The organism is Pseudomonas sp. LBUM1649 (genome assembly GCF_059716155.1).
The window spans coordinates 4,752,501-4,770,902 of the sequence record NZ_CP166807.1 but is presented as its reverse complement, the minus strand read 5'-3'; the positions used below and the strand labels follow the sequence as shown (position 1 = coordinate 4,770,902).

The 18,402-nt window shown below is 61.2% G+C and carries 20 protein-coding genes and 5 pseudogenes (1 of these 25 cut by a window edge); 8 read left to right on the top strand and 17 right to left on the bottom strand.

What is annotated here, in order from left to right:
• Positions 1 to 2 precede the first annotated feature (2 nt).
• The 9 genes from ACA058_RS22040 to ACA058_RS22000 form a co-directional block, all read right to left on the bottom strand.
• Positions 3 to 914 carry a metal ABC transporter substrate-binding protein gene (locus tag ACA058_RS22040; RefSeq protein WP_497635886.1) on the bottom strand — a complete coding sequence of 304 codons (912 nt, stop codon included), beginning with the start codon at positions 912 to 914 and terminating at the stop codon, positions 3 to 5.
• The gene (locus ACA058_RS22035; RefSeq protein ID WP_497635885.1) at positions 915 to 1,814 is read right to left on the bottom strand and encodes a metal ABC transporter permease; all 900 of its coding nucleotides are present in this window, start codon (positions 1,812 to 1,814) and stop codon (positions 915 to 917) included.
• On the bottom strand, positions 1,814 to 2,659 hold the full coding sequence (locus tag ACA058_RS22030) for a metal ABC transporter ATP-binding protein (protein ID WP_497635884.1): 846 nt from the start codon (positions 2,657 to 2,659) through the stop codon (positions 1,814 to 1,816). Before ACA058_RS22030 ends, ACA058_RS22035 begins: the two co-directional genes overlap by 1 nt.
• Positions 2,656 to 3,582, bottom strand: coding sequence for a metal ABC transporter substrate-binding protein (locus ACA058_RS22025; protein ID WP_497635883.1), 927 nt, complete (start codon positions 3,580 to 3,582; stop codon positions 2,656 to 2,658). The genes ACA058_RS22030 and ACA058_RS22025 overlap by 4 nt, the downstream gene beginning before the upstream one ends.
• Positions 3,583 to 3,617: 35 nt before the next feature.
• Positions 3,618 to 4,190, bottom strand: coding sequence for a DUF6162 family protein (locus tag ACA058_RS22020; protein WP_497635882.1), 573 nt, complete (start codon positions 4,188 to 4,190; stop codon positions 3,618 to 3,620).
• Positions 4,187 to 4,516, bottom strand: a complete 330-nt coding sequence (locus ACA058_RS22015; RefSeq protein WP_497635881.1) for a hypothetical protein — start codon at positions 4,514 to 4,516, stop codon at positions 4,187 to 4,189. Before ACA058_RS22015 ends, ACA058_RS22020 begins: the two co-directional genes overlap by 4 nt.
• Positions 4,513 to 5,055: a PA2404 family protein gene (locus tag ACA058_RS22010; protein WP_497635880.1), complete on the bottom strand. Its 543-nt coding sequence runs from the start codon at positions 5,053 to 5,055 to the stop codon at positions 4,513 to 4,515. The genes ACA058_RS22015 and ACA058_RS22010 overlap by 4 nt, the downstream gene beginning before the upstream one ends.
• Positions 5,052 to 6,251 (bottom strand): PepSY-associated TM helix domain-containing protein, encoded by a 1,200-nt coding sequence (locus ACA058_RS22005; protein WP_497635879.1) that lies wholly within the window; start codon positions 6,249 to 6,251, stop codon positions 5,052 to 5,054. Before ACA058_RS22005 ends, ACA058_RS22010 begins: the two co-directional genes overlap by 4 nt.
• A 234-nt stretch (positions 6,252 to 6,485) precedes the next feature.
• On the bottom strand, positions 6,486 to 6,944 hold the full coding sequence (locus tag ACA058_RS22000) for a VOC family protein (protein ID WP_497635878.1): 459 nt from the start codon (positions 6,942 to 6,944) through the stop codon (positions 6,486 to 6,488).
• Positions 6,945 to 7,264: 320 nt separating this feature from the next.
• On the opposite strand from ACA058_RS22000, the pseudogene ACA058_RS21995 reads away from it, so the two are divergent.
• Together ACA058_RS21995 and ACA058_RS21990 are read left to right on the top strand one after the other, a co-directional pair.
• Positions 7,265 to 7,751 (top strand): annotated as a pseudogene (locus tag ACA058_RS21995) (acyl-CoA dehydrogenase family protein); the annotation flags it as partial.
• 2 nt (positions 7,752 to 7,753) lie between these two features.
• Positions 7,754 to 8,307, top strand: a pseudogene (locus ACA058_RS21990) (MetQ/NlpA family ABC transporter substrate-binding protein); the annotation flags it as partial.
• 113 nt (positions 8,308 to 8,420) lie between these two features.
• Here ACA058_RS21990 and soxR read toward each other — a convergent pair.
• Complete coding sequence (soxR, locus tag ACA058_RS21985) at positions 8,421 to 8,876, bottom strand: redox-sensitive transcriptional activator SoxR (protein ID WP_497635877.1); 456 nt, start codon at positions 8,874 to 8,876, stop codon at positions 8,421 to 8,423.
• Between the two features lie 95 nt (positions 8,877 to 8,971).
• On the opposite strand from soxR, the gene ACA058_RS21980 reads away from it, so the two are divergent.
• The gene (locus ACA058_RS21980) at positions 8,972 to 9,337 is read left to right on the top strand and encodes an antibiotic biosynthesis monooxygenase (RefSeq protein WP_497635876.1); all 366 of its coding nucleotides are present in this window, start codon (positions 8,972 to 8,974) and stop codon (positions 9,335 to 9,337) included.
• Here ACA058_RS21980 and ACA058_RS21975 read toward each other — a convergent pair.
• The 4 genes and pseudogenes from ACA058_RS21975 to msuE form a co-directional block, all read right to left on the bottom strand.
• Positions 9,334 to 9,501, bottom strand: a pseudogene (locus ACA058_RS21975) (sigma-54-dependent Fis family transcriptional regulator); the annotation flags it as partial. The gene ACA058_RS21980 and the pseudogene ACA058_RS21975 overlap by 4 nt on opposite strands.
• Positions 9,502 to 9,666: 165 nt before the next feature.
• A pseudogene (locus ACA058_RS21970) lies at positions 9,667 to 10,346 on the bottom strand (acyl-CoA dehydrogenase family protein); the annotation flags it as partial.
• Positions 10,347 to 10,473: 127 nt separating this feature from the next.
• A pseudogene (locus ACA058_RS21965) lies at positions 10,474 to 11,110 on the bottom strand (LLM class flavin-dependent oxidoreductase).
• 10 nt (positions 11,111 to 11,120) lie between these two features.
• Positions 11,121 to 11,684 carry an FMN reductase gene (gene msuE, locus ACA058_RS21960; protein ID WP_497635875.1) on the bottom strand — a complete coding sequence of 188 codons (564 nt, stop codon included), beginning with the start codon at positions 11,682 to 11,684 and terminating at the stop codon, positions 11,121 to 11,123.
• A 197-nt stretch (positions 11,685 to 11,881) separates the two neighbouring features.
• Here msuE and ACA058_RS21955 point away from each other — a divergent pair, with 197 nt between their 5' ends.
• The 4 genes from ACA058_RS21955 (at position 11,882) to ACA058_RS21940 (ending at position 16,104) form a co-directional block, all read left to right on the top strand.
• The gene (locus ACA058_RS21955) at positions 11,882 to 12,151 is read left to right on the top strand and encodes a hypothetical protein (protein WP_497635874.1); all 270 of its coding nucleotides are present in this window, start codon (positions 11,882 to 11,884) and stop codon (positions 12,149 to 12,151) included.
• Positions 12,152 to 12,252: 101 nt separating this feature from the next.
• On the top strand, positions 12,253 to 12,867 hold the full coding sequence (locus ACA058_RS21950; RefSeq protein ID WP_497635873.1) for a LysE family translocator: 615 nt from the start codon (positions 12,253 to 12,255) through the stop codon (positions 12,865 to 12,867).
• A 206-nt stretch (positions 12,868 to 13,073) separates the two neighbouring features.
• Positions 13,074 to 14,231, top strand: a complete 1,158-nt coding sequence (locus ACA058_RS21945; protein ID WP_497635872.1) for an aminotransferase class V-fold PLP-dependent enzyme — start codon at positions 13,074 to 13,076, stop codon at positions 14,229 to 14,231.
• 64 nt (positions 14,232 to 14,295) lie between these two features.
• Positions 14,296 to 16,104: an aminopeptidase P family protein gene (locus tag ACA058_RS21940; protein ID WP_497635871.1), complete on the top strand. Its 1,809-nt coding sequence runs from the start codon at positions 14,296 to 14,298 to the stop codon at positions 16,102 to 16,104.
• Between the two features lie 63 nt (positions 16,105 to 16,167).
• Here the strand turns inward: ACA058_RS21940 and ACA058_RS21935 are convergent, their stop codons facing one another.
• Both ACA058_RS21935 and ACA058_RS21930 read right to left on the bottom strand, forming a co-directional pair.
• Positions 16,168 to 16,758 carry a 2-hydroxychromene-2-carboxylate isomerase gene (locus ACA058_RS21935; RefSeq protein ID WP_497635870.1) on the bottom strand — a complete coding sequence of 197 codons (591 nt, stop codon included), beginning with the start codon at positions 16,756 to 16,758 and terminating at the stop codon, positions 16,168 to 16,170.
• Positions 16,759 to 16,794: 36 nt separating this feature from the next.
• On the bottom strand, positions 16,795 to 17,523 hold the full coding sequence (locus tag ACA058_RS21930) for an SDR family oxidoreductase (protein WP_497635869.1): 729 nt from the start codon (positions 17,521 to 17,523) through the stop codon (positions 16,795 to 16,797).
• A 93-nt stretch (positions 17,524 to 17,616) separates the two neighbouring features.
• On the opposite strand from ACA058_RS21930, the gene ACA058_RS21925 reads away from it, so the two are divergent.
• Entirely contained in the window at positions 17,617 to 18,177 is a 561-nt protein-coding gene (locus ACA058_RS21925) for a TetR/AcrR family transcriptional regulator (protein ID WP_497639984.1), read from the top strand.
• Positions 18,178 to 18,192: 15 nt separating this feature from the next.
• Here the strand turns inward: ACA058_RS21925 and ACA058_RS21920 are convergent, their stop codons facing one another.
• Positions 18,193 to 18,402, bottom strand: the 3' portion of a protein-coding gene (locus tag ACA058_RS21920) for a hypothetical protein (RefSeq protein WP_497635868.1). It continues 72 nt past the right edge of the window; 210 of the gene's 282 nt are visible here — the last part of the coding sequence; the start codon falls outside the window, past its right edge — the gene reads right to left on this strand; its stop codon occupies positions 18,193 to 18,195.

Below are 18,402 nucleotides of genomic sequence, written 5' to 3'. Positions count from 1 at the left end.
TCTTAGGCCGAAGGCCCGTTGCTAAACCCCTTGATCACCAGATCCACATTCCCCTCCAGCTCACCTACCGGATCCTCGGCATCGGTGCTCAACACCACCAACCGACTCCCGGCCTCAGTAATCGCCGCTTTCACCGCCTCCGAAGGCTGCCGGTGATGCAATACCACCGCCACATCATTGTCCTTGAGCGTCGCGCCCAATGCCTTGAGCGCTTCCGGCGTCCATTCGGCATCCGGCCGCGCATCCAGCCCCACCAGCTCCAAATTGAGCCCACCGATCAGGTAACCAAAGTGATCGCTAAGGCTCAGCATACTAAGGTTATCGGCCGCCGCCAGGCGCGCTTCGCTGTCGGCGCTGAGTTTGAGCAAACGCTGTTTCAGCGCCGCCAGGTTCGCCTCGATCGCAGGTTTGGCCGTGGGGGCCAGGCGTATCAGGTCCGCCGCCATCACGTCGGCCATGCGTCCCATATTGTTGCTGGCCAGCCAGGGCTGACTGTTCAAGCCATCGACCTTGTTGCCCGGCTGCACGGCAATGCCGGGCAGGGCGCCATCCATCGGTCGGGCCGCGTCGACTTCGACGATGCGGATATTGCTGCGTCGGGAGATCGGGTACAGCGGATCGTCCGGCCACAGCGAGCGCAAGCCGATCACCGCATCGGCGTCCGTCGCCAGTTTGGCCAGCGCCGGTGCACCACGACCGGTGAAGTAGGCGGTCTGGCGACTGCCGGGCAGGTTGGCTGGCGCCGCGCGCTCAAGGCTGACATCGGTGCCTTTGAGCAGCACTTCGCCCAGACCGTAGGTGATTGGCAGTGACGCCAGCACCCGCAGCGGTTTGCTGCTGTCGGCGCCGAAGGATGTCGTGGCCAGCCCGCACAGGGCGAGCGCCAGGGTCAGTTGTCGCAGAGCAAATGACATTTATCCAAGGTTCCCTTTGAGGCTGGGGACGACGCCGCGCGCGATGGCGGCCAATGCGAAGGCGATACCGGCTACCAGGATGATCGCGGCACCAGACGGGATCGGCAGGTCAAAGACAATCGGCGCGAGAATCCCGCACAGCGTGCTCACCGTGGCGATCAGCACCGAGCACCAGAAGAAGCCCTTCAGTGACTGGCTGAGCAGGCGCGCCGCCGCGGCCGGTATCACCAGCAGCGCACCGACCAGGATGGCGCCGATGACTTTCACGGCGGCGACGGTGATCAGCGTCACCAGAATCACGAACAGATAATCCAGGGACCTCACCGCCACCCCGCGCACCGCCGCCAATTGCGGGTTGAAGCTGGCGAGCATGATGCGGTTGTAGAGCGGCAAGGCCAGGGCCATGACCAGTGAGCCGACGATGGCCAACACCAGCAGGTCATTGCCGTTGACCGTCAGCACTGAGCCAAACAGCACGTTTTCGAGGATGTGTACGTTGATCTTGCCCGCCAGGATCAGCAGCAGGCTGGCACCCAGCGCCAACGACACCGACAGAAACACACCGATCAACGTATCCGGCGCCAGACCCGTGCGGTTGCGCAAGTAGTTGAGCAAAATGCCGAACAGCAGGCAGTAGCCGAACAGGCTGCCGTAGGGCCCGGTGTAGGGTTCGCCCAAAAGGATGCCGATGGCCACGCCGGTCAGCGCCGCGTGACCCACCGCTTCGGAGAAAAACGCGAAGCGCTTGACCACCACCAAGGTGCCCAAACCGCCCAGCACCGGGCCGATCAACAGGCCGGCGAGCAAGGCGTTGACCACAAACCCATAGGCCAGCGCCTCAGGCAGATAACCCGACGAGGCCCAGCCCTGGACCATCAAACGAAAGGCTTCGTAACTCATCAGGCAGCGCTCCGTGGATGGGTCGAAAACAAGGTCAGCAGGCGATCAGGGGTCAACGCCTGTTGCGGTGTGGCGTCGAACAGCACTCGGCGGTTCAGCCCGGTGACGTGATCGGCCAGGCGTGCGACCGCTTCAAGATCGTGCTCGATCCACAGCACGGTGATGCCCGCTGCGCGCCAGTCGCCCAGCAAGCGTTCGAACACTCGGATTCCGGCTTCATCGAGGGCCGACATCGGTTCGTCGAGTACCAGCAATTGCGGCGCCGGAATCAGCCCTTGCGCCAACAAGACCCGCTGGCGCTCGCCGCCCGACAGCGCGCCCATGCGGCGCTTGCGCTTGTCCTGCATGCCGACCCGTTCCAGCGCCTCGCCAACCGCCTTCGCGTAGTGCTTGCTCAAGCCGAGGAACGCCGGGCGCCGCTGGCACATCGCGGCCATGAAATCGTCGACGGTCATCGGCAAGCCGCGATCGAATTCCAGCGCCTGGGGCACGTAACCGATCGTTCCCGGTTCGCCCGGCCATTGCAGGCTCAAGCGGCCCTGGTGCGGCATCTGCCCGAGCAGGGTCTTGATCAGCGAACTTTTGCCGCCACCGTTGGGGCCGACCAGCGCATGCACGCTGCCGGGGCGGACTTGAAAAGTGACATTGTCGAGGATCGTCGTGCGACCGAGGGTCAGGCTGACATGAGCAAAACCCAGGGTCGGCCCCGAAACCTGTGGGAGTGAGCCTGCTCGCGATTGCGGTGTGTCATTCAATGATGATGTCGCCTGACTGGACGCCTTCGCGAGCAGGCTCGCTCCCACAGGGGATTCTGCATCGGCCAGGATGGTTTCTTTCGATGTCATGCCCCAGACTCCTGAATCGCCCGCACCACGGTGTTGAGGTTGCCGGTCATTTCCTTTTCGTACTTGTCGGCGGTGTATTCGCCGTAGGAGATATGCGACAGCGGGTACAGCTTCACCCCGGATTCGCGCTGGATGGTGTCGACGTAAGTGGAAGGGAAATCCATCTCCGAGAAGATCACTTTGACGTCCAGCTCGCGCAGTTGGTCGATGGTTTTTTTCAGCTGGCTCGGGCTGGGTTCGATGCCGTGGGCCGGTTCGACCACCGCTGTCACTTCCAGGCCGAATTCGCGCAGCAGGTAATCGTAGGCAGCGTGAACCGTGGCCACGCGCAATTCGGCGTTCGGCGCCTCGGTCAATTTGGCCAGGGCGTCGGCGCGCATCTTGCGCAGGCGCTTGCTGTAGGCACGGGCGTTCTCGGTGTAGGTCTTGGCGTTGGCCGGATCGAGTTTTCCCAGTTCACGGGCGATATTGTTGACCTGGGCAATCGAGGCGCTGATCGACAGGAAGGTGTGCGGGTTGACCACTTTGCCCGCGCCACGCGCGGCGACGCCGGTGGCGGCCAGCAGCGGCACGTTTTCGTTGGCCTCGATCACCGGCACGTTCGGCGTTTCACTGGCAGCGATCATGCGGTCGGCGAAGTCGTCATGGCCGACGCCGTTGAGCACGATCACGTCGAGCCCGCCGATGCGCTTGATGTCCTCGGCCCGTGGCTCGTAGGCGTGGGGGTTGAAGCCGGCCGGAATCAGCGGCACCACTTCGGCTTTGTCGCCGACAATGTTGGCCACGTAGCTGTAATACGGGTGCAGGGTGATGCCGATGCGCAGGCGCTTGGCCTCTTCGGCGCTGGCCAGGGGTGTCAGCAGGCAGGCCAGCAGGCCGACCAGTGACAGGCGCAGGAAAGAACGTAGCGATGAAATAGGCATGGGAAAGCGGTCTTCTCTCGGATGAAGGCGAGGATTCAGTGCCGGTGCTGGCGGGTCACGCCGGCATCGAATTGCGCGACGATCTGCTGCCAGCCGGCGCCTTCGAGCGCGGCATCGCTGAGGTCGGCAGGAGCCTCGAGGTCGGTGGCGCGGTTGAGCCAGATGTCCGGGGCGTCGTCGTCTGCACTCAGGCGCATCAGGAACGAGCCGGCCACGGTGGCGCTCTGGCTCTGTCCGAAGTACGCCTTGGTGTCGAGCAACTGCCAGGCATGGCCACCCCGGCTAACTGAGCTGGCGTCCTTGGCAAAGGGTGCAAAGCCTTCATCGGCGAGGGTTTCAGGTGTCGGCAGGCTGTGTTGTTCCTGGCGCAACAAGTGAATCTCATCCAGCGTCACGCGCAAATCGGCGTAGATACCTTGTTCGGACGCGCTCAGATCGCGGCGGGCATCCAGTTGATGGCTGTTAACGCTGCTCACTTGCTGCGACTCGCCGCGCCAGGCGACCACCGAACCGGCCACCGCCAGGATCATCAGGCACAACAGCAATACGTAGAGGGTTTCATGGCCGGCACCGGCCGGGCGGACGATTTGGCTGGTTGGCGTACTCATGGGCTTTCGATGTCCGCCTGGTCGATCTCGACCACATGGCCGGGGCCTGCGTCGAACAGCACATAGAACTCGGCCCCGGGCTTCTTGAAGGTCAAGGTCGAATCGGCCCCGAGCTTGCCCGGCACCAGAATGGTTTCGTCGTAGCCGATCACGTCCAGGGTCACGCCCGGTGCACCACTGCCGTCGGAAAAACCGCCGGTGCACTTGATCTGCTCGGCGTCGATGGCCTTGCATTCGCACATCGGGTTGTGGGCCAGGGCGCTGGCGCTGAAGCCGGCACAGAGCACCAGCAACGCGGCGCTCAACGGGCGGATAGGTTTGATCATGGTTTGCCTCCTTGGGTGGACAGCCAGGCGAGAGTGGCGGGGGAGGCCTGGCTCAGAGGAATGGATGCCTGATGCATGGAGCCGTCCCAACCTTCCATGGTGATCCACAGTTCGGCGTCGGCCTTGGTTTTTTCCGGGACCGGCAGCATGGCGCCCATGCGGTAGGGCGTGCCGAAGAAAATCACCCCGGCGGCGCGCAGGCTGCGTGGCTTGCCGATGCGCAGGTAAGTCGCCTTGACCTGCTCGCGGCAGCTGTCGCACAGCGCGGCGTTGAAGCTCTTCATGTAGCCGGCCGGACCATCGGGCCGTGGTGCTTCGTTACGAAGTTCGGCCAGGCGCAGGCTCCAGGGTCCGACCTGGACTTCGCCGATTTCCCGCTCGCCCAGGCCCGTGTCACCGCGAAACAGCGCGGCATCGGCGAAATATTTGGGCATGAAACCCAGCGGCACCAGCAACAGCAGGACGTTGATGTGGAAACGCCATTTGTGCCAGAAGCGGCTCAGCGTCAAACGGGGTGCTTGAGTCGCGACCTGGCTCATTGGCTGACCTCCGTGGTTTCACCGCTGCTGGCCGTAGCAGGCTCGATGCGTGGGCGTTTGTTGCTGCGCTTGAGGGCGTTGGCCGTGGCCAGGGCGGTGCGCTTGGTCCAGATCAACAGGCCGCTGAGCACCATCATGCTCAACAGCAGGCCGAAGAAGCACCAGATCAGCTTGATCCAGATACCGCCGAAATCACCGGTGTGCAGCGGACGCATGGATTCGGTCACGAACTCAAGGCCCGAGCGGTCCGACAGCAGGCGCGTGGCGGCGACTTCGCCGGTGTACGGGTTGATGTCGGCGGTCTGGAACATCAGCGGATACCAACTGCGCCCGCCCACCGACAGGTAGCTGTAGGCATTGGCCGGCATACTGACAAAGCTCTCGTCGAGCCCCGGAATACGCTCCTTGGCCTCGCGGATCGCCGCCTGCAGGCTGATCATCGGAGTGGGCGATCCATCGGTGGTGAGCGGCACGCTTTCACGCGGGACCACGGCAGCCACCGGCGCGGTGGAGATGGAAATCTGGTTATCGAACATGAACGCTTCGATCAGGAACCAGGTGCTGGTGACGGAAATGACCGCGATGAACCAGATCGACCAGATGCCGCTGAGACGGTGGAAATCTCCCCAGAAAATCCGGGCGCCATGGCGAATGCGCAGGGTTGGCCGGAAAAAGCCTTTCCAGAAGCGCTTGTACACCACCAGCCCGGTCACCAGGGAGGCCAGCATCGGCAGGCTGAGGAACGACACCAGGTACCAGCCCCAGCTGTAGCCGTTGGTGAACGGCACCAGCCACCAGCCGTGCAGGGCACGCGTGAACGCCTGGAAGTTGAATTGCGGAGCGGGGCCCTGAATGGCACCGGTGTAAGGGTTGACGTACACCGTCAACGCACGCCCGTCGGGGTAGGTGACGCTGACGTCCAGCGCGAAATGCGCTTCGTCGGGGCGGCTGATGCTGTCGACGATGATGTCGGGTTCGGCTTGCTTGATCGCGGCGACGACCTGGTCGTAATTGAGCCGCGGCGCATCGTCCGCAGGCTGGCTGGCGCGCATTTGCGGATTAGCCAGCCAGACGATCTCCTGGCTGACCACCGCCAGCGTGCCGGTCACACAGACGATCAGGACGAAAAACCAGATCGGCAGTGCCAGCCAGCTATGGACCAGGAACCAGATTTTTGAACGGGATTTCTTCGACATGAATAAGGGTCTTATATCGATGAAAAGGCCTCTACTACGGCTTCGCAGCCATGAGGCCAATGGAAGGTCCGGTCGTGGCTTTTGCCTACGCAACAGGACTGCATCTATATAGGACGGATGAGCACCCGAAATCCCGAAGGGTGATATGAAAGAAAATGTTTCGTGTTTCGCCAGGCCATCGTCGGAACTCCGGGCGGCGTTCCGACGAAGAGGCCCGCTCAGGCCCCGCAGATGTCACCCTTGCTGGAACATCTCCTTCGCCCGCTGCTCGATCTGCTCCTGGGTCAGATCCTCTTTGCGCGAGGCCAGAAACCACATATGCCCATAGGGATCCTTCAAGGTCCCTGAACGGTCGCCGTAAAACTGATCCTTGACCTCGGAAACCACGATGCCGCCAGCATCGATAGCCTGTTTGTAAGACCTGTCCACATCGGTCACGTACAAATGCAGGCCCACCGACGGTGAGTTGTCCGGATTGCTCAGCGGCCCTTGATCGCACGGAGTGCCGAGCATGATCGGGCAGTCGCCAATGCGCAGTTCAGCGTGGCCGATGCCGCCGTCGGGCATGGCCAGGCGCATGACCTCGATGGCGCCGAAGGCTTTTTTGTAGAAGTCGATGGCTTCAGCCGCTTTTTGAATGCCCAGGTACGGGGTGATGCTGTGATAACCCTCTGGAATGGGTTTAACGCTCATGATGGTTCTCCCTCTTTTTGTTATGGATTGAAGATCGCTCTCCAGCCGAACAATTGTAGGAGCTGCCGAAGGCTGCGATCTTTTGATTTGATCTTCAGCATGTTTCAAGTTCACAAAAAGATCGCCGCCTGCGGCAGCTCCAGCAGGGGATTCCGGAGCGCACGTCACTGTTCAGCCATCAACAGTGAAGCAACAGATTGCTTGTCTTCGTTACGCTAAATTCCCCGGAAATCCCAAGAAGCCCCTTAAAACATTGGCCCACGCCGTCAGGCACAGAAGCTGCAATGACCTTCGATAAATACTGGTATCGAGAGTCTTGTATGTCCCAATCTGCCGTTTATCCGATCAACCCGCAGGCCGCCCACCGGATCGCCGACGAAGCCGAAGCGCTGCAGGTGGCTGAACAGGTCGCCGCGATCCTGCTGGAGCAGGATGCGGAACGCGACCGCATCGCTTTGCCAACGCCTTGTCGGAAACCGGCGGCAAAAACGTGCAGGACATTCAGGCGACCATCCGCCGTTACGGCGACGGTCATGTGATCAATGGACGCAAGGGTTACTGCACCGGGTCGCTGTATGCCCACTGGCTGGCGGTGCTGGCGCTGGATGAAGAGCAGAAGGGCCAGTTGGCCTTCGTCGAGCGCGGCACACCAGGCCTGGTGATTGTCGACGACTGGGACAGCATTGGTCAGCGCACCACCTCCAGCGGCACCGTTTTGGCCGAGAATCTGCACGTCGCGGCGTTCAACCTGTTCCGACGTATCGCTCCTACGAAAACCCGACCCTGGCCGTCCCGTTCGCCCAGTTGAATATTACCAGTACCGGCCGTTTCTCGATGACTACAACAAGACCCGTCACACCGACCTGGTGCCGGTGGTGGGCGTGCACATCGAGCCGTTCGGTGCTTATTCGACCAGGATCAAAAACATCGCCGAGCTCAAGGACGGTGCACCGTTTCAATCCCCAACGACCCGGTCAACACCGGCCGAGCCCTGGTGCTCTTGCACGAAGCGGGTCTGATCAAACTCAAGGACCCAAGCAACACCCTGGCGACCCAACGGGACATCGTTGAAAACCCCAAACACCTGAAAATCCGTGAACTGGAAGGCGCATTGCTGGCGCGTTCGGTGAGTCAGGTCGACCTGGCGTTCGTCTTCGCCAACTACGCCCTGGAAGCCGGGATCGATACCAACAATGCCTTGATCGTGGAGAAGGGCAAGAGCCTGTACATCGAGTTCCTGGTGGCACGGCCGGACAACATCAACGACCCGGGCCTGCAGAAACTGGCCAAGGTGTTGAACTCCGATGAGGTGCGGCAGTTCATCCTGACCCGCTACAAAGGCCAGATTGCGCCGGGGTTCTAACCGTAATGGGTTGTGGCGAGGGGATTTATCCCCGTTGGACTGCGCAGCAGGCCCATTTTTTGGGGCCGCTGTGCAGCCCAGCGGGGATAAATCCCCTCGCCACAGGTATGTAATCAACTCGGCTCCAGCAGCTGCGCCCCCGACCCTTGCTCCCCCAACACATCACCAAAATTACGCAACGGACACGCCTCCATCGACAAACAGCCGCAACCAATGCAGCCATTCAACTTGTCCCGCAACAACGTCAGCTGATTGATCCGCTCATCCAGATCCCGACTCCACTGCGCTGACAACAGCTTCCAGTCCGCCGCCGTGGGGGCGCGGTTATCCGGCAGGGATTTGAGCGCCTCGCCAATCTCCGCCAACGGAATGCCCAGCCGCTGGGCCACCTTGATCAATGCCACCCGCCGCAACACTTCCCGTGGATAGCGTCGCTGGTTGCCCTGATTGCGGTTGCTCTTGATCAATCCCTTGGATTCATAAAAGTGCAGCGCCGTGACCGCGACGCCGCTGCGGGCGGCCAATTGGCCGACGCTGAGTTCTTTATGCAGGTTTTGCGAGGTGATCATTTAAAAAATGCCTCTTGACCTTTACTTAACTGGAGGTTTTACCCTGCATGCCTTCGGATCGCAAGATTCGCCTTGCAACAGAGTGGGGACTATCCATGCACGCGCCAGCGAAACATCGCAGCTTCACCCAACTGATCGAATTCGAAATCGAACCGCAGCAACAACCGGCGCTGGTATCGGCGCTGTCGCAGCAGACCGAGCGTCTGGCCCAGCACCACAGCGGTTTTCTGAGTGCCAGCATCCAGGCCAGCGAAGACGGCCGGCGGGTGCTCAATTACCTGCAATGGCAAACCCGCGAGGCGGGGGAGGCGGCGTTTCAGGCGTTTGAAAGCGGGGAACAGGATTTCTGGCAATTGATTCGCGCCCATCAGGCGAAGACCGTGACCTTTGGCTCGTTCCAGGTGCTGCACAGCCTGGAACGCAGCCACGACCACGCGTTGCACTGCAATCTGCTGGGTTAGATCGACAGCTGCATCAACCGCTCGCCCTGAATGTTTTCCGTGGGCCGGCGTTTGTTGACCGCCAGTTCACCGATCTTGATCAGGCGCGTGCGGGTCACGTTGCGGCTCAGCCCCAGCAGGGCGGCGGTGTGCACCTGGTTGTAGTGGCTGAAACGATAGGCCGCCGAAGACCTGCGCCGTGGCGCGGATCGACGTGGCCAGAGCGGGCGAGGGCGGTAAGGTCAGCAGTTGCATGGGGCACCATTGCGCGTTGCCGCGACCTTGGCCGTGGCGATGGCGGTGGCGCGAGATGCCCGCGTTCTTCGGCGCTGAGGTTCGGGCCTTTGGCCCAGGCCGGCGAAGGGTGTACTCAACGGACCCGGATCGAGCAGCAGTTCCGACTCTTCGACCCGCACCCGTTCGAAGGTGGCGCTGCCACTGTCGGTCTGGCGCTGACCGATGTTGTTCCAGTCGTTGTGCAGGGTGATGCCGCTGCGACCGCTGGGAATGGCGGCGATCAACAGCTTGCCACCGGCGTTTTCGTCCACCGCCGAGGCGATCAACATTTCTGAATCGCTGGCGCCGGAGCAGAAACTTTTCTTGCCGGAAAACTCAGGCCAGCCGCCAAGGTTTTTCACCACGGTGCGGGTGTCCAGCGGGTTGAGGGCATTGCCCCAGAACCAGTTCTTGCGTGCGGTTTGTTCAAACCACGGCTGCCATTGCTCGGGCCGGGCGAACAGGCGCACGGTGGCGAGCATCAGGTGATGGAAACCGAAAACATGGGCAATCGAACTGTCGACCTTGGCGAACTCACGGACGATGGCCAGGGTTTCACTCCAGTGGGCGCCGAGGCCGCCGAACTGGGTGGGAATACTTAACGCGAGCAGGCCGCTTTGGCGTAGGGCATCACGCTCGGCCTTGGGCGTACCGCCGCGTTCGTCGCGCTCGACGGCGGTCAAGGCAAACTCGCGGCCAATTGGCGGGCTGTCTGCAACGGGGATATCAGGGCGCTTTGCGGTTTGGCAGTCACGCGGGAAATTCCTTTGGTTATGTCGGAACCCTGTAGGAGCTGACGAGTGAAGCGAGGCTGCGATCTTTTGATATTGATCTTCAAAGTCAAAAGATCGCAGCCTGCGGCAGCTCCTACAGGATCGGCGTCAGGCTTTGGCTTTCTCGGGCAACACGTCGTTAGCGATCATTTCCCCAACCGGCCCGGTGAGGTTGGTGACACCGCGGCCGGTCAGGCTGGCGTACGGTTCGGGCAACAGCGGGAACACCAGTTCGGCAAAGCGATAGGCCTCTTCGAGGTGCGGGTAGCCGGAGAAGATGAAACTTTCGATTCCCAGGTCGGCATACTCCTTGATCCGCGCCGCCACCTGCTGCGGATCGCCCACCAGCGCCGTCCCCGCACCGCCACGCACCAGGCCGACACCGGCCCACAGGTGGGGCGAGATATCCAGGTTGTCACGACGTCCGTCATGCAGTGCAGCCATGCGCCGTTGACCTCAGTCGATCCAGGGTCGCGGCCATGCGCGCCGACACGGTCGGCGAGATGATCCCGGGCCGAATGGCCACCAGATACCGCAAGCGTTCGGTCAGCGGCACCAGCGCCGAAGCGATCACCCACGAGTCTTCGCAGGAGCGCCCGGTGGGGATCAACACACCGTGGTAACCGGGGCTGTCCGCAGCCTGGGCCACCTGTTTCAGATAATTGAGCGTTACCGGGCGTGCGCCTTGAGTGGTGCCCAAGTAATGGCCGTCGCCGTGGGTCGGCAGAAACCAGAAAACATCCATGAAAAAATCCTTAAGCGATTTTCAGCAGTTTGTTAGGGTGCACGCCGAACAACGGCGCCGCGCGTTCTGCAGCAAGACGAATGCGCGCCTTCAAGGGCTCACTGGTTATTTGGTAGTTGAAGAAATCGGCTTCGGTGGCATACACACCAATCGGCAAGGTCAACGCCTGGAAGAAACTGAACAGTGGCCGCAGTTGATGATCGAGCACCAGCGCGTGACGGTCGCTGCCACCGGTTGCGGCCAGCAGAACCGGTGTGTCGATCAGCGCGTTCAGGTCGATCAGATCGAACAGGTGCTTGAGCAGGCCCGGGTAGGAGCCTCGATAAACCGGCGCGGCAACGATCAGCAAGTCGGCGTTTTCGATCACTTGCAGTTCGGCTTCGACGTCCGCAGCCAATTCCTGACGGGACAGCGCCGCGCCCAGTGGCCGGGCAATGTCACCCAGTTCGATCAGCTTGCTGTCGATCGGCAGTTGCTCGGCCAATTGCGCCAAAATCGCTTGGGTCAGCACCAGGGTGCGCGAAGGGCGCCAGGTACCACCGGAGAGGGCAACGACTTTCAATGGACGCGACATGATCGGTTCCTTTTTAAACAGTTGCTCAGCGAGCAGTGAGTAGTCACCGGGTTGAGCAAGAGTTGTACCAATCCGAGGGCTGCAAGAGCTGCATCAGAAAAACCCGATAGCGACTATCGAGAGCGTTGATTTCTGCTTGGGCAAAGGCGCGAGTAGCCTGTGTTCATTGCCCCGAACCCGATGCCAGGACGCCGAAGATGAAACCTCTAATCGCCACTTTCTTGCTGCTCGCGGTCTCTGTACTTGCCGGATGTGCCAGCCATGTTTCCCCGGAATTGCGCCCCTACACCGCTGAAGAAACCCGGGAGCTGGCGCTGGAAGCACTGAATCGTCGTAGCTTGTCCTTCGACGAATACCACGCGAAAAAAGCCGAATTGCTCGGCGAGCCACAAAAAGCCGTTGGCTTCGACAAGCAGGGCGAAATGAACGCCGAGCGAGCTGTACAGCTGCACGGTCGCCAGAGCTGAGCCAAGACTGTACTGCTCGAACTTTCGCCTAACTGTCCATGGGTTTCCCTGAGCGTTCGCGATAGGGTCAATACCTGACTGACCCCGATGGACTGCCACCCATGACACTCTCACTCGATCTGCTGCTGGCCTTTGCCCTGTTTGCCCTCGTCACCTCGATCACACCCGGTCCGAACAACACCATGTTGCTGGCATCCGGGGTGAACTTCGGCTTTCAGCGGACCATCCCCCACATGCTGGGCATCACCTGCGGATTCTTCGTGCTGGTCGTGGCAGTGGGATTAGGGCTGGGCGCGGTGTTCCAGGCTTATCCTGTTCTCTACACCGTGCTGCGCTACGTCGGTGCGGCGTACTTGCTGTACCTGGCGTGGAAAATCGCCCATTCCGGTCCCGTCTCGGACACCGGGAAAGGCGAGGCCAAGCCGATCAGCTACCTGGGCGCCGCCGCGTTCCAGTGGGTCAATCCCAAGGCCTGGATCATGGCCATCGGTGCCATCAGCACCTACACACCGATGCAGGGCTATTTCACCAACGTGATTGTGATTGCCGCGGTGTTCGCCCTGATCAACCTGCCGAGCGTCGGTGTCTGGGCCGCCTGCGGCACGTTGTTGCGCAACGTTCTCAAGGACCGGCGCTGGTTGCGCCTGTTCAACTGGGGCATGGCCGCGCTGCTGGTGGCGTCGCTGTATCCGATATTGCTCGATAGCTTTAGCTGACGCATCGCTTCAACCGCTTGCCCGATGCCTGTTAAGCTGGCTTTTCAGGAGCGTTCCGACGCACTTTTAAATGAAGTTGTTCTTCTTTAACGGCATCCGATCAGGTATTGGTAACCTTCTGAAAACCGCACGCAGCTCAAAAGGCTGCGTTTCGCCGTTTGCAGTCATGAGCCTCCTGATCCCGGAACACGCTCTGCGAGTCTTTTATGAATAAACGTCCGCTGTATTTCGACTACGCCGCCACCACGCCGGTGGATGAGCGAGTCATCAAGATCATGGTCGAGTGTCTGGGCTTTGATGGTAACTTCGGCAATCCGGCCTCCAGCTCCCACGCCTTTGGCCAACAGGCCCGGCAATCGGTCGAGCAGGCGCGACGCCAGGTCGCCGAACTGGTCGGCGCCATGCCGGAACGGATCGTCTGGACCTCAGGTGCCACCGAATCCAACAACCTTGCCCTCAAGGGTGTTGCCCAGGCACGCGGCTCGGCCTGCGGCCACATCATCACCAGCCAGATTGAACACAAGGCCATCATCGACACCGCCAGGCAGTTGCAGGACAGCGGCGTGGCGGTGACGTACCTGGTGCCGGACGCCGATGGCCTGATCACCGCGCAAGCGGTGAGCGAAGCCATGCGCGAGGACACCTTCCTGGTGTCGCTGATGCTGGTCAATAATGAACTCGGCACGGTCAACGACATCCCGGCCATCGGCCAGGTGGTGCGTGGGCGTAACGCGTTGTTTCATGTCGACGCGGCGCAAGGCGCGGGCAAGGTGGCGATCGACCTGGCGCAGTGGCCGGTGGACCTGATGTCCTTCTCGGCGCACAAGCTCTATGGCCCCAAAGGCATCGGCGCGCTGTATGTCGGCCCGCGTGCGCACCAGCGCCTTCTGGCGCAGATCCACGGCGGCGGTCATGAAGGCGGCCTGCGTTCCGGCACCTTGGCGACCCACCAGATTGCCGCGATGGGCGCGGCCTTTGCCTTGGCCGCGGCATCGTTCGATGAAGAAAAGGCCATGATCGTGCATCTGCGCGAACGCCTGCTTGAACAATTGCTGAGCATACCGGGCGTGCGGCTTAATGGCAGCGTGACTCAACGCATCCCGCATACGTTGAGCCTGACCTTCAGTGAAGGCGAATTCAACTCGGCGACGTTGCTCGCCTCGATGGCGTTTTCCGCGACCTCGGCCTGTAATTCCGCCAGCAATGCGCCATCCCATGTGCTGCTGGCCCTGGGGCATGATGCCCGCACGGCGAGTCGCACCATTCGCTTGAGCCTGGGCCGTTTCACCACCGAACAGGATGTCGATCAAGCGGTACAGCTGATTAAAACCGCCTGCGCCAGTGCTCCGGCATTCTGGCAATAGGGCAACAAAGCGCCGACCTTGATCGGCACTGAACAATAATGACGAGTGGTTAGCAGGAGTCACGATGAATACGCAGTTTACGATCACCGGGTCAGTGCCCCAGCGCCTGGCGCAAACCCGCGAGCTGATGAGCCGGGAGGGCATCCATGCCTTGCTGGTGCCGTCGGCCGATCCCCACCTGTCCGAATATCTGCCGGGTTACTGGCAAGGGCGTCAATGGTTGTCGGGTTTCCATGGTTCGGTCGGCACCCTGATCGTTACCGCGGATTTCGCCGGCGTCTGGGCCGACAGCCGTTATTGGGAACAAGCGAGCAAGGAACTCAACGGCAGTGGCATCGAGCTGGTCAAGCTGCAACCGGGACAACCCGGGCCGCTGGACTGGCTGGCCGAGCAAACCCCGCAAGGCGGCGTGGTCGCGGTCGATGGCGCGGTGATGGCCGTGGCTTCCGCTCGCACGCTGGGCAGCAAGCTTGAGGAGCGCGGCGCACGCCTGCGCACCGATATCGACCTGTTGAGCGAAGTCTGGAGCGACCGCCCGAGCCTGCCGAACGAAGCGATCTATCAACACTTGCCGCCACAAGCCACCGTCAGCCGCGGCGAAAAACTCGCCAGGCTGCGCGAAACCCTGCAGGCACGTGGTGCCGACTGGCATTTCATCGCCACCCTGGATGACATCGCCTGGCTGTTCAACCTGCGTGGCGGCGATGTGTCGTTCAACCCGGTGTTCGTTTCTTTCGCCTTGATCAGCCAGCAGCAGGCGACGCTGTTCGTAGCGCTGAGCAAGGTCGATGCGCAGTTGCGTGCGGTCCTGGAACAGGACGGCGTGACCTTGCGCGATTACACCGAAGTAGCTGACGCCCTGCGCGCGGTTCCGACAGGGACGAGCTTGCTGGTCGATCCGGCGCGGGTGACGGCGGGCCTGCTGGATAACCTCGATAGCGGTGTCAAACTGCTCGAAGGCCTGAATCCGACCACCCTGGCCAAGTCCCAGAAGAGCCTGGCTGACGCCGAACACATCCGCCAGGCCATGGAGCAGGACGGCGCAGCGCTGTGCGAATTCTTCACCTGGCTCGAATCGGCCTGGGGCCGTGAGCGTATTACCGAACTGACCATCGACGAAAAACTGACCGCAGCGCGTGAGCGCCGGCCGGGTTACGTGTCGCTGAGCTTCAACACCATTGCCGCATTCAACGCCAACGGCGCCATGCCCCATTACCACGCCACCGAAGAAGAGCACGCGGTGATCGAAGGTGACGGCTTGTTGTTGATCGATTCTGGCGGTCAGTACCTGGGCGGCACCACCGACATCACGCGGATGGTGGCGGTCGGCACACCGACCAGCGAGCAGAAACGCGATTGCACCCGCGTGCTCAAGGGCGTGATCGCCCTGTCCCGTGCGCAATTCCCCAAAGGTATCCTGTCGCCACTGCTGGACGCCATCGCCCGGGCGCCGATCTGGGCCGAAAGCGTCGACTATGGTCACGGCACCGGTCACGGCGTCGGTTACTTCCTCAACGTTCACGAAGGTCCGCAGGTCATTGCCTATCAGGCCGCACCCGCGCCGCAAACCGCCATGCTGCCAGGCATGATCACATCCATCGAACCTGGCACTTACCGTCCAGGCCGCTGGGGTGTGCGCATCGAGAACCTGGCGATGAACCGCGAGGCAGGCAGCAGCGAATTCGGCGAATTCCTCAAGTTCGAAACCCTGACCCTGTGCCCGATCGACACGCGCTGCCTGGAAACCTCGCTGCTGAGCGAAGAGGAAAAGAACTGGTTCAACGCTTACCACGCCGAAGTGCGCGAGCGTTTGAGCCCGTTGCTCGACGGCGCTGCCCTGGAGTGGTTGAACACGCGTACTGCGGCTGTTTGACCGGATGTAGCCCGGGCGCTGTCTCCAGCGCCCGGCTCATGTTGTCGATCTGGTCCGCGGGTTTTAACTCAGGGCTTCGATGACAAAGTCCAGTCGATCCTGGCCGAAGAACAGCTGATCACCGACAAACATGCTCGGTGCACCGAATACACCGCGTTGCACCGCTTTTTCGGTGGCTTCCTTGAGGGCGGTTTTGACCTCTTCATCGGCGCTCAGGGCCAGAATTTCTTCTGGGTCGAAACCGTTTTCGCTCAGTACTGCCCCAACAGTGGCCGGATCATTGAGGTTGCGACCTTCGATCCACAGTGCCTTGAACAGGCAATCGATGAACGCGGCAAAGCGCTCAGGGTGACGCAACTGCACGCCTGTTACGGCACGCATGAGCACCAGTGTGTTGATCGGGAAGTGCGGGTTGATTTTCAATGGCACACCGTAGCGTTTGGCGTACCGATCCAGGTCTATGAACATGTAACGGCCCTTGGCAGGGATGGTCGCCGGGGAGGCGTTGCCGGTGGCTTTGAACACGCCGCCGAGCAGGATTGGCACGTAGATCAGCTGGCTGTCGGTCTGCTCACAGATCTTCGGTAGCTGGGTATATGCCAGGTAGGTGGCGGGGCTGCCCAGGTCGAAATAGAACTCCACGGTTTTGCTCATGGTCGATGCACTCTTTTTGTTGTTGTAGGGGAGGGATTACCAGCGTTCGCTCCAGGGGCGCAGGTCCAGCTCGAAGGTCCAGGCGTCGCGGGGCTGGCTGTGCAGGTACCAATAGTTCTCGGCGATGTGCTCGGGGTCGAGAATGCCGTCCTGGTCCTTGGTTGCATACTTCTCGGGGAAGTTGTCACGGATGAAATCGGTATCGATGGCGCCGTCGACCACGACGTGGGCGACATGAATGTTCATCGGCCCGAGTTCGCGAGCCATGCTTTGTGCCAGCGCCCGGATCCCGTGCTTGGCGCCGGCAAACGCGGCAAACCCTGCAGCACCGCGCAAACCGGCGGTGGCGCCGGTGAACAGGATAGTGCCCCGTTGCCGCTTGGCCATGCGCTTGGCCACTTCCCGGCCATTGAGAAAGCCTGAGAAACAGGCCATTTCCCAGATTTTGAAATACTTGCGGGCGGTTTCTTCGAGAATGCTGCATGGCACGTTGGCGCCGATGTTGAACACCAGTGCTTCGATCGGGCCGATGTCGCTTTCGATTTGCTCGACCAGGGCAACCACATCGTCTTCTTTGCGGGCATCGCAGGCGAAGCCGTGGGCTTCGCCGCCGCCGGCCCTGATGGCATCGACCAGAGGCTGGAGTTTGTCCGCGCTGCGACGGGTCACACAGGCAACGTATCCCTCCTGTGCAAACCGTTTGGCAATGGCGCCACCCGTGGCATCTCCCGCACCGACAACCAGTACGACCTTGTTGTTATTCATTGCCTGGACCCCTTTAGTAAACGATCGTTAACTAAACTCACGTTATGCTACGATTCGACAGGCGTCAAGATGATCGAACCTGAGGGAAGGGCAATGCGTTATTCGGCCAATCACAAACTGGAAACCCGAGAGAAACTGCTGCAAAGCAGCGCTGTGTCGGCCAAGCAATCCGGTTTTGCCACGGTGGGTGTCGACGGTTTGATGAAAGCCATTGGCTTGAGTGGTGGCGCGTTCTACAGTCACTTTGCGTCGAAAGACGAGTTGTTCGCTTCCATTGTCGAGCGTGAGCTGCGTCAAAGCCTGGAACGGTTGGGGGCTGATCAGGATCGCGACAAATTCGAGCGTTGCCTGAAGCTCTACTTGAGCATGTCCCACGTCGAGCACCCGGAAACCGGTTGTGCATTACCGGCATTGGGGGCCGAGATTGCCCGCTCCGATCCACTGATTCGACGGCAGGCGGAGCACTGGATCTGCCAGCTTCAGGAGAGTTGGGCGCGGGTGCTGGAGAGCGACAGCCTGGCCTGGGCTATTCTGTCGCAATGCATCGGTGCATTGGTGGTGGCGCGAATGTTGGTCACGCCGGATCTGCAGCGCAGAGTACTGAAGTCCAGCCATGAGGAGATTGGCCGCCAGCTGGCAGGCCCGAGAGCCTGACCGGGTGGCTTCACCTTATTTGCAGATGACGATCATGCTGCGGCTGGTGTAGCCCGCCGGGTTGAGTCCGAACAGATAATCACCCGGTTCTTCCACGGCATCGCCGGATTTGGCGATGACCTTGTAGTTCTTGGGGGCGCACGAGTTGGCGGCGCTGGTGTAGCACTGTTCCCATGAGGACGATAGCCCCGAACAGTTGATGTGGATGCCTTTCTTGCCGTGTTT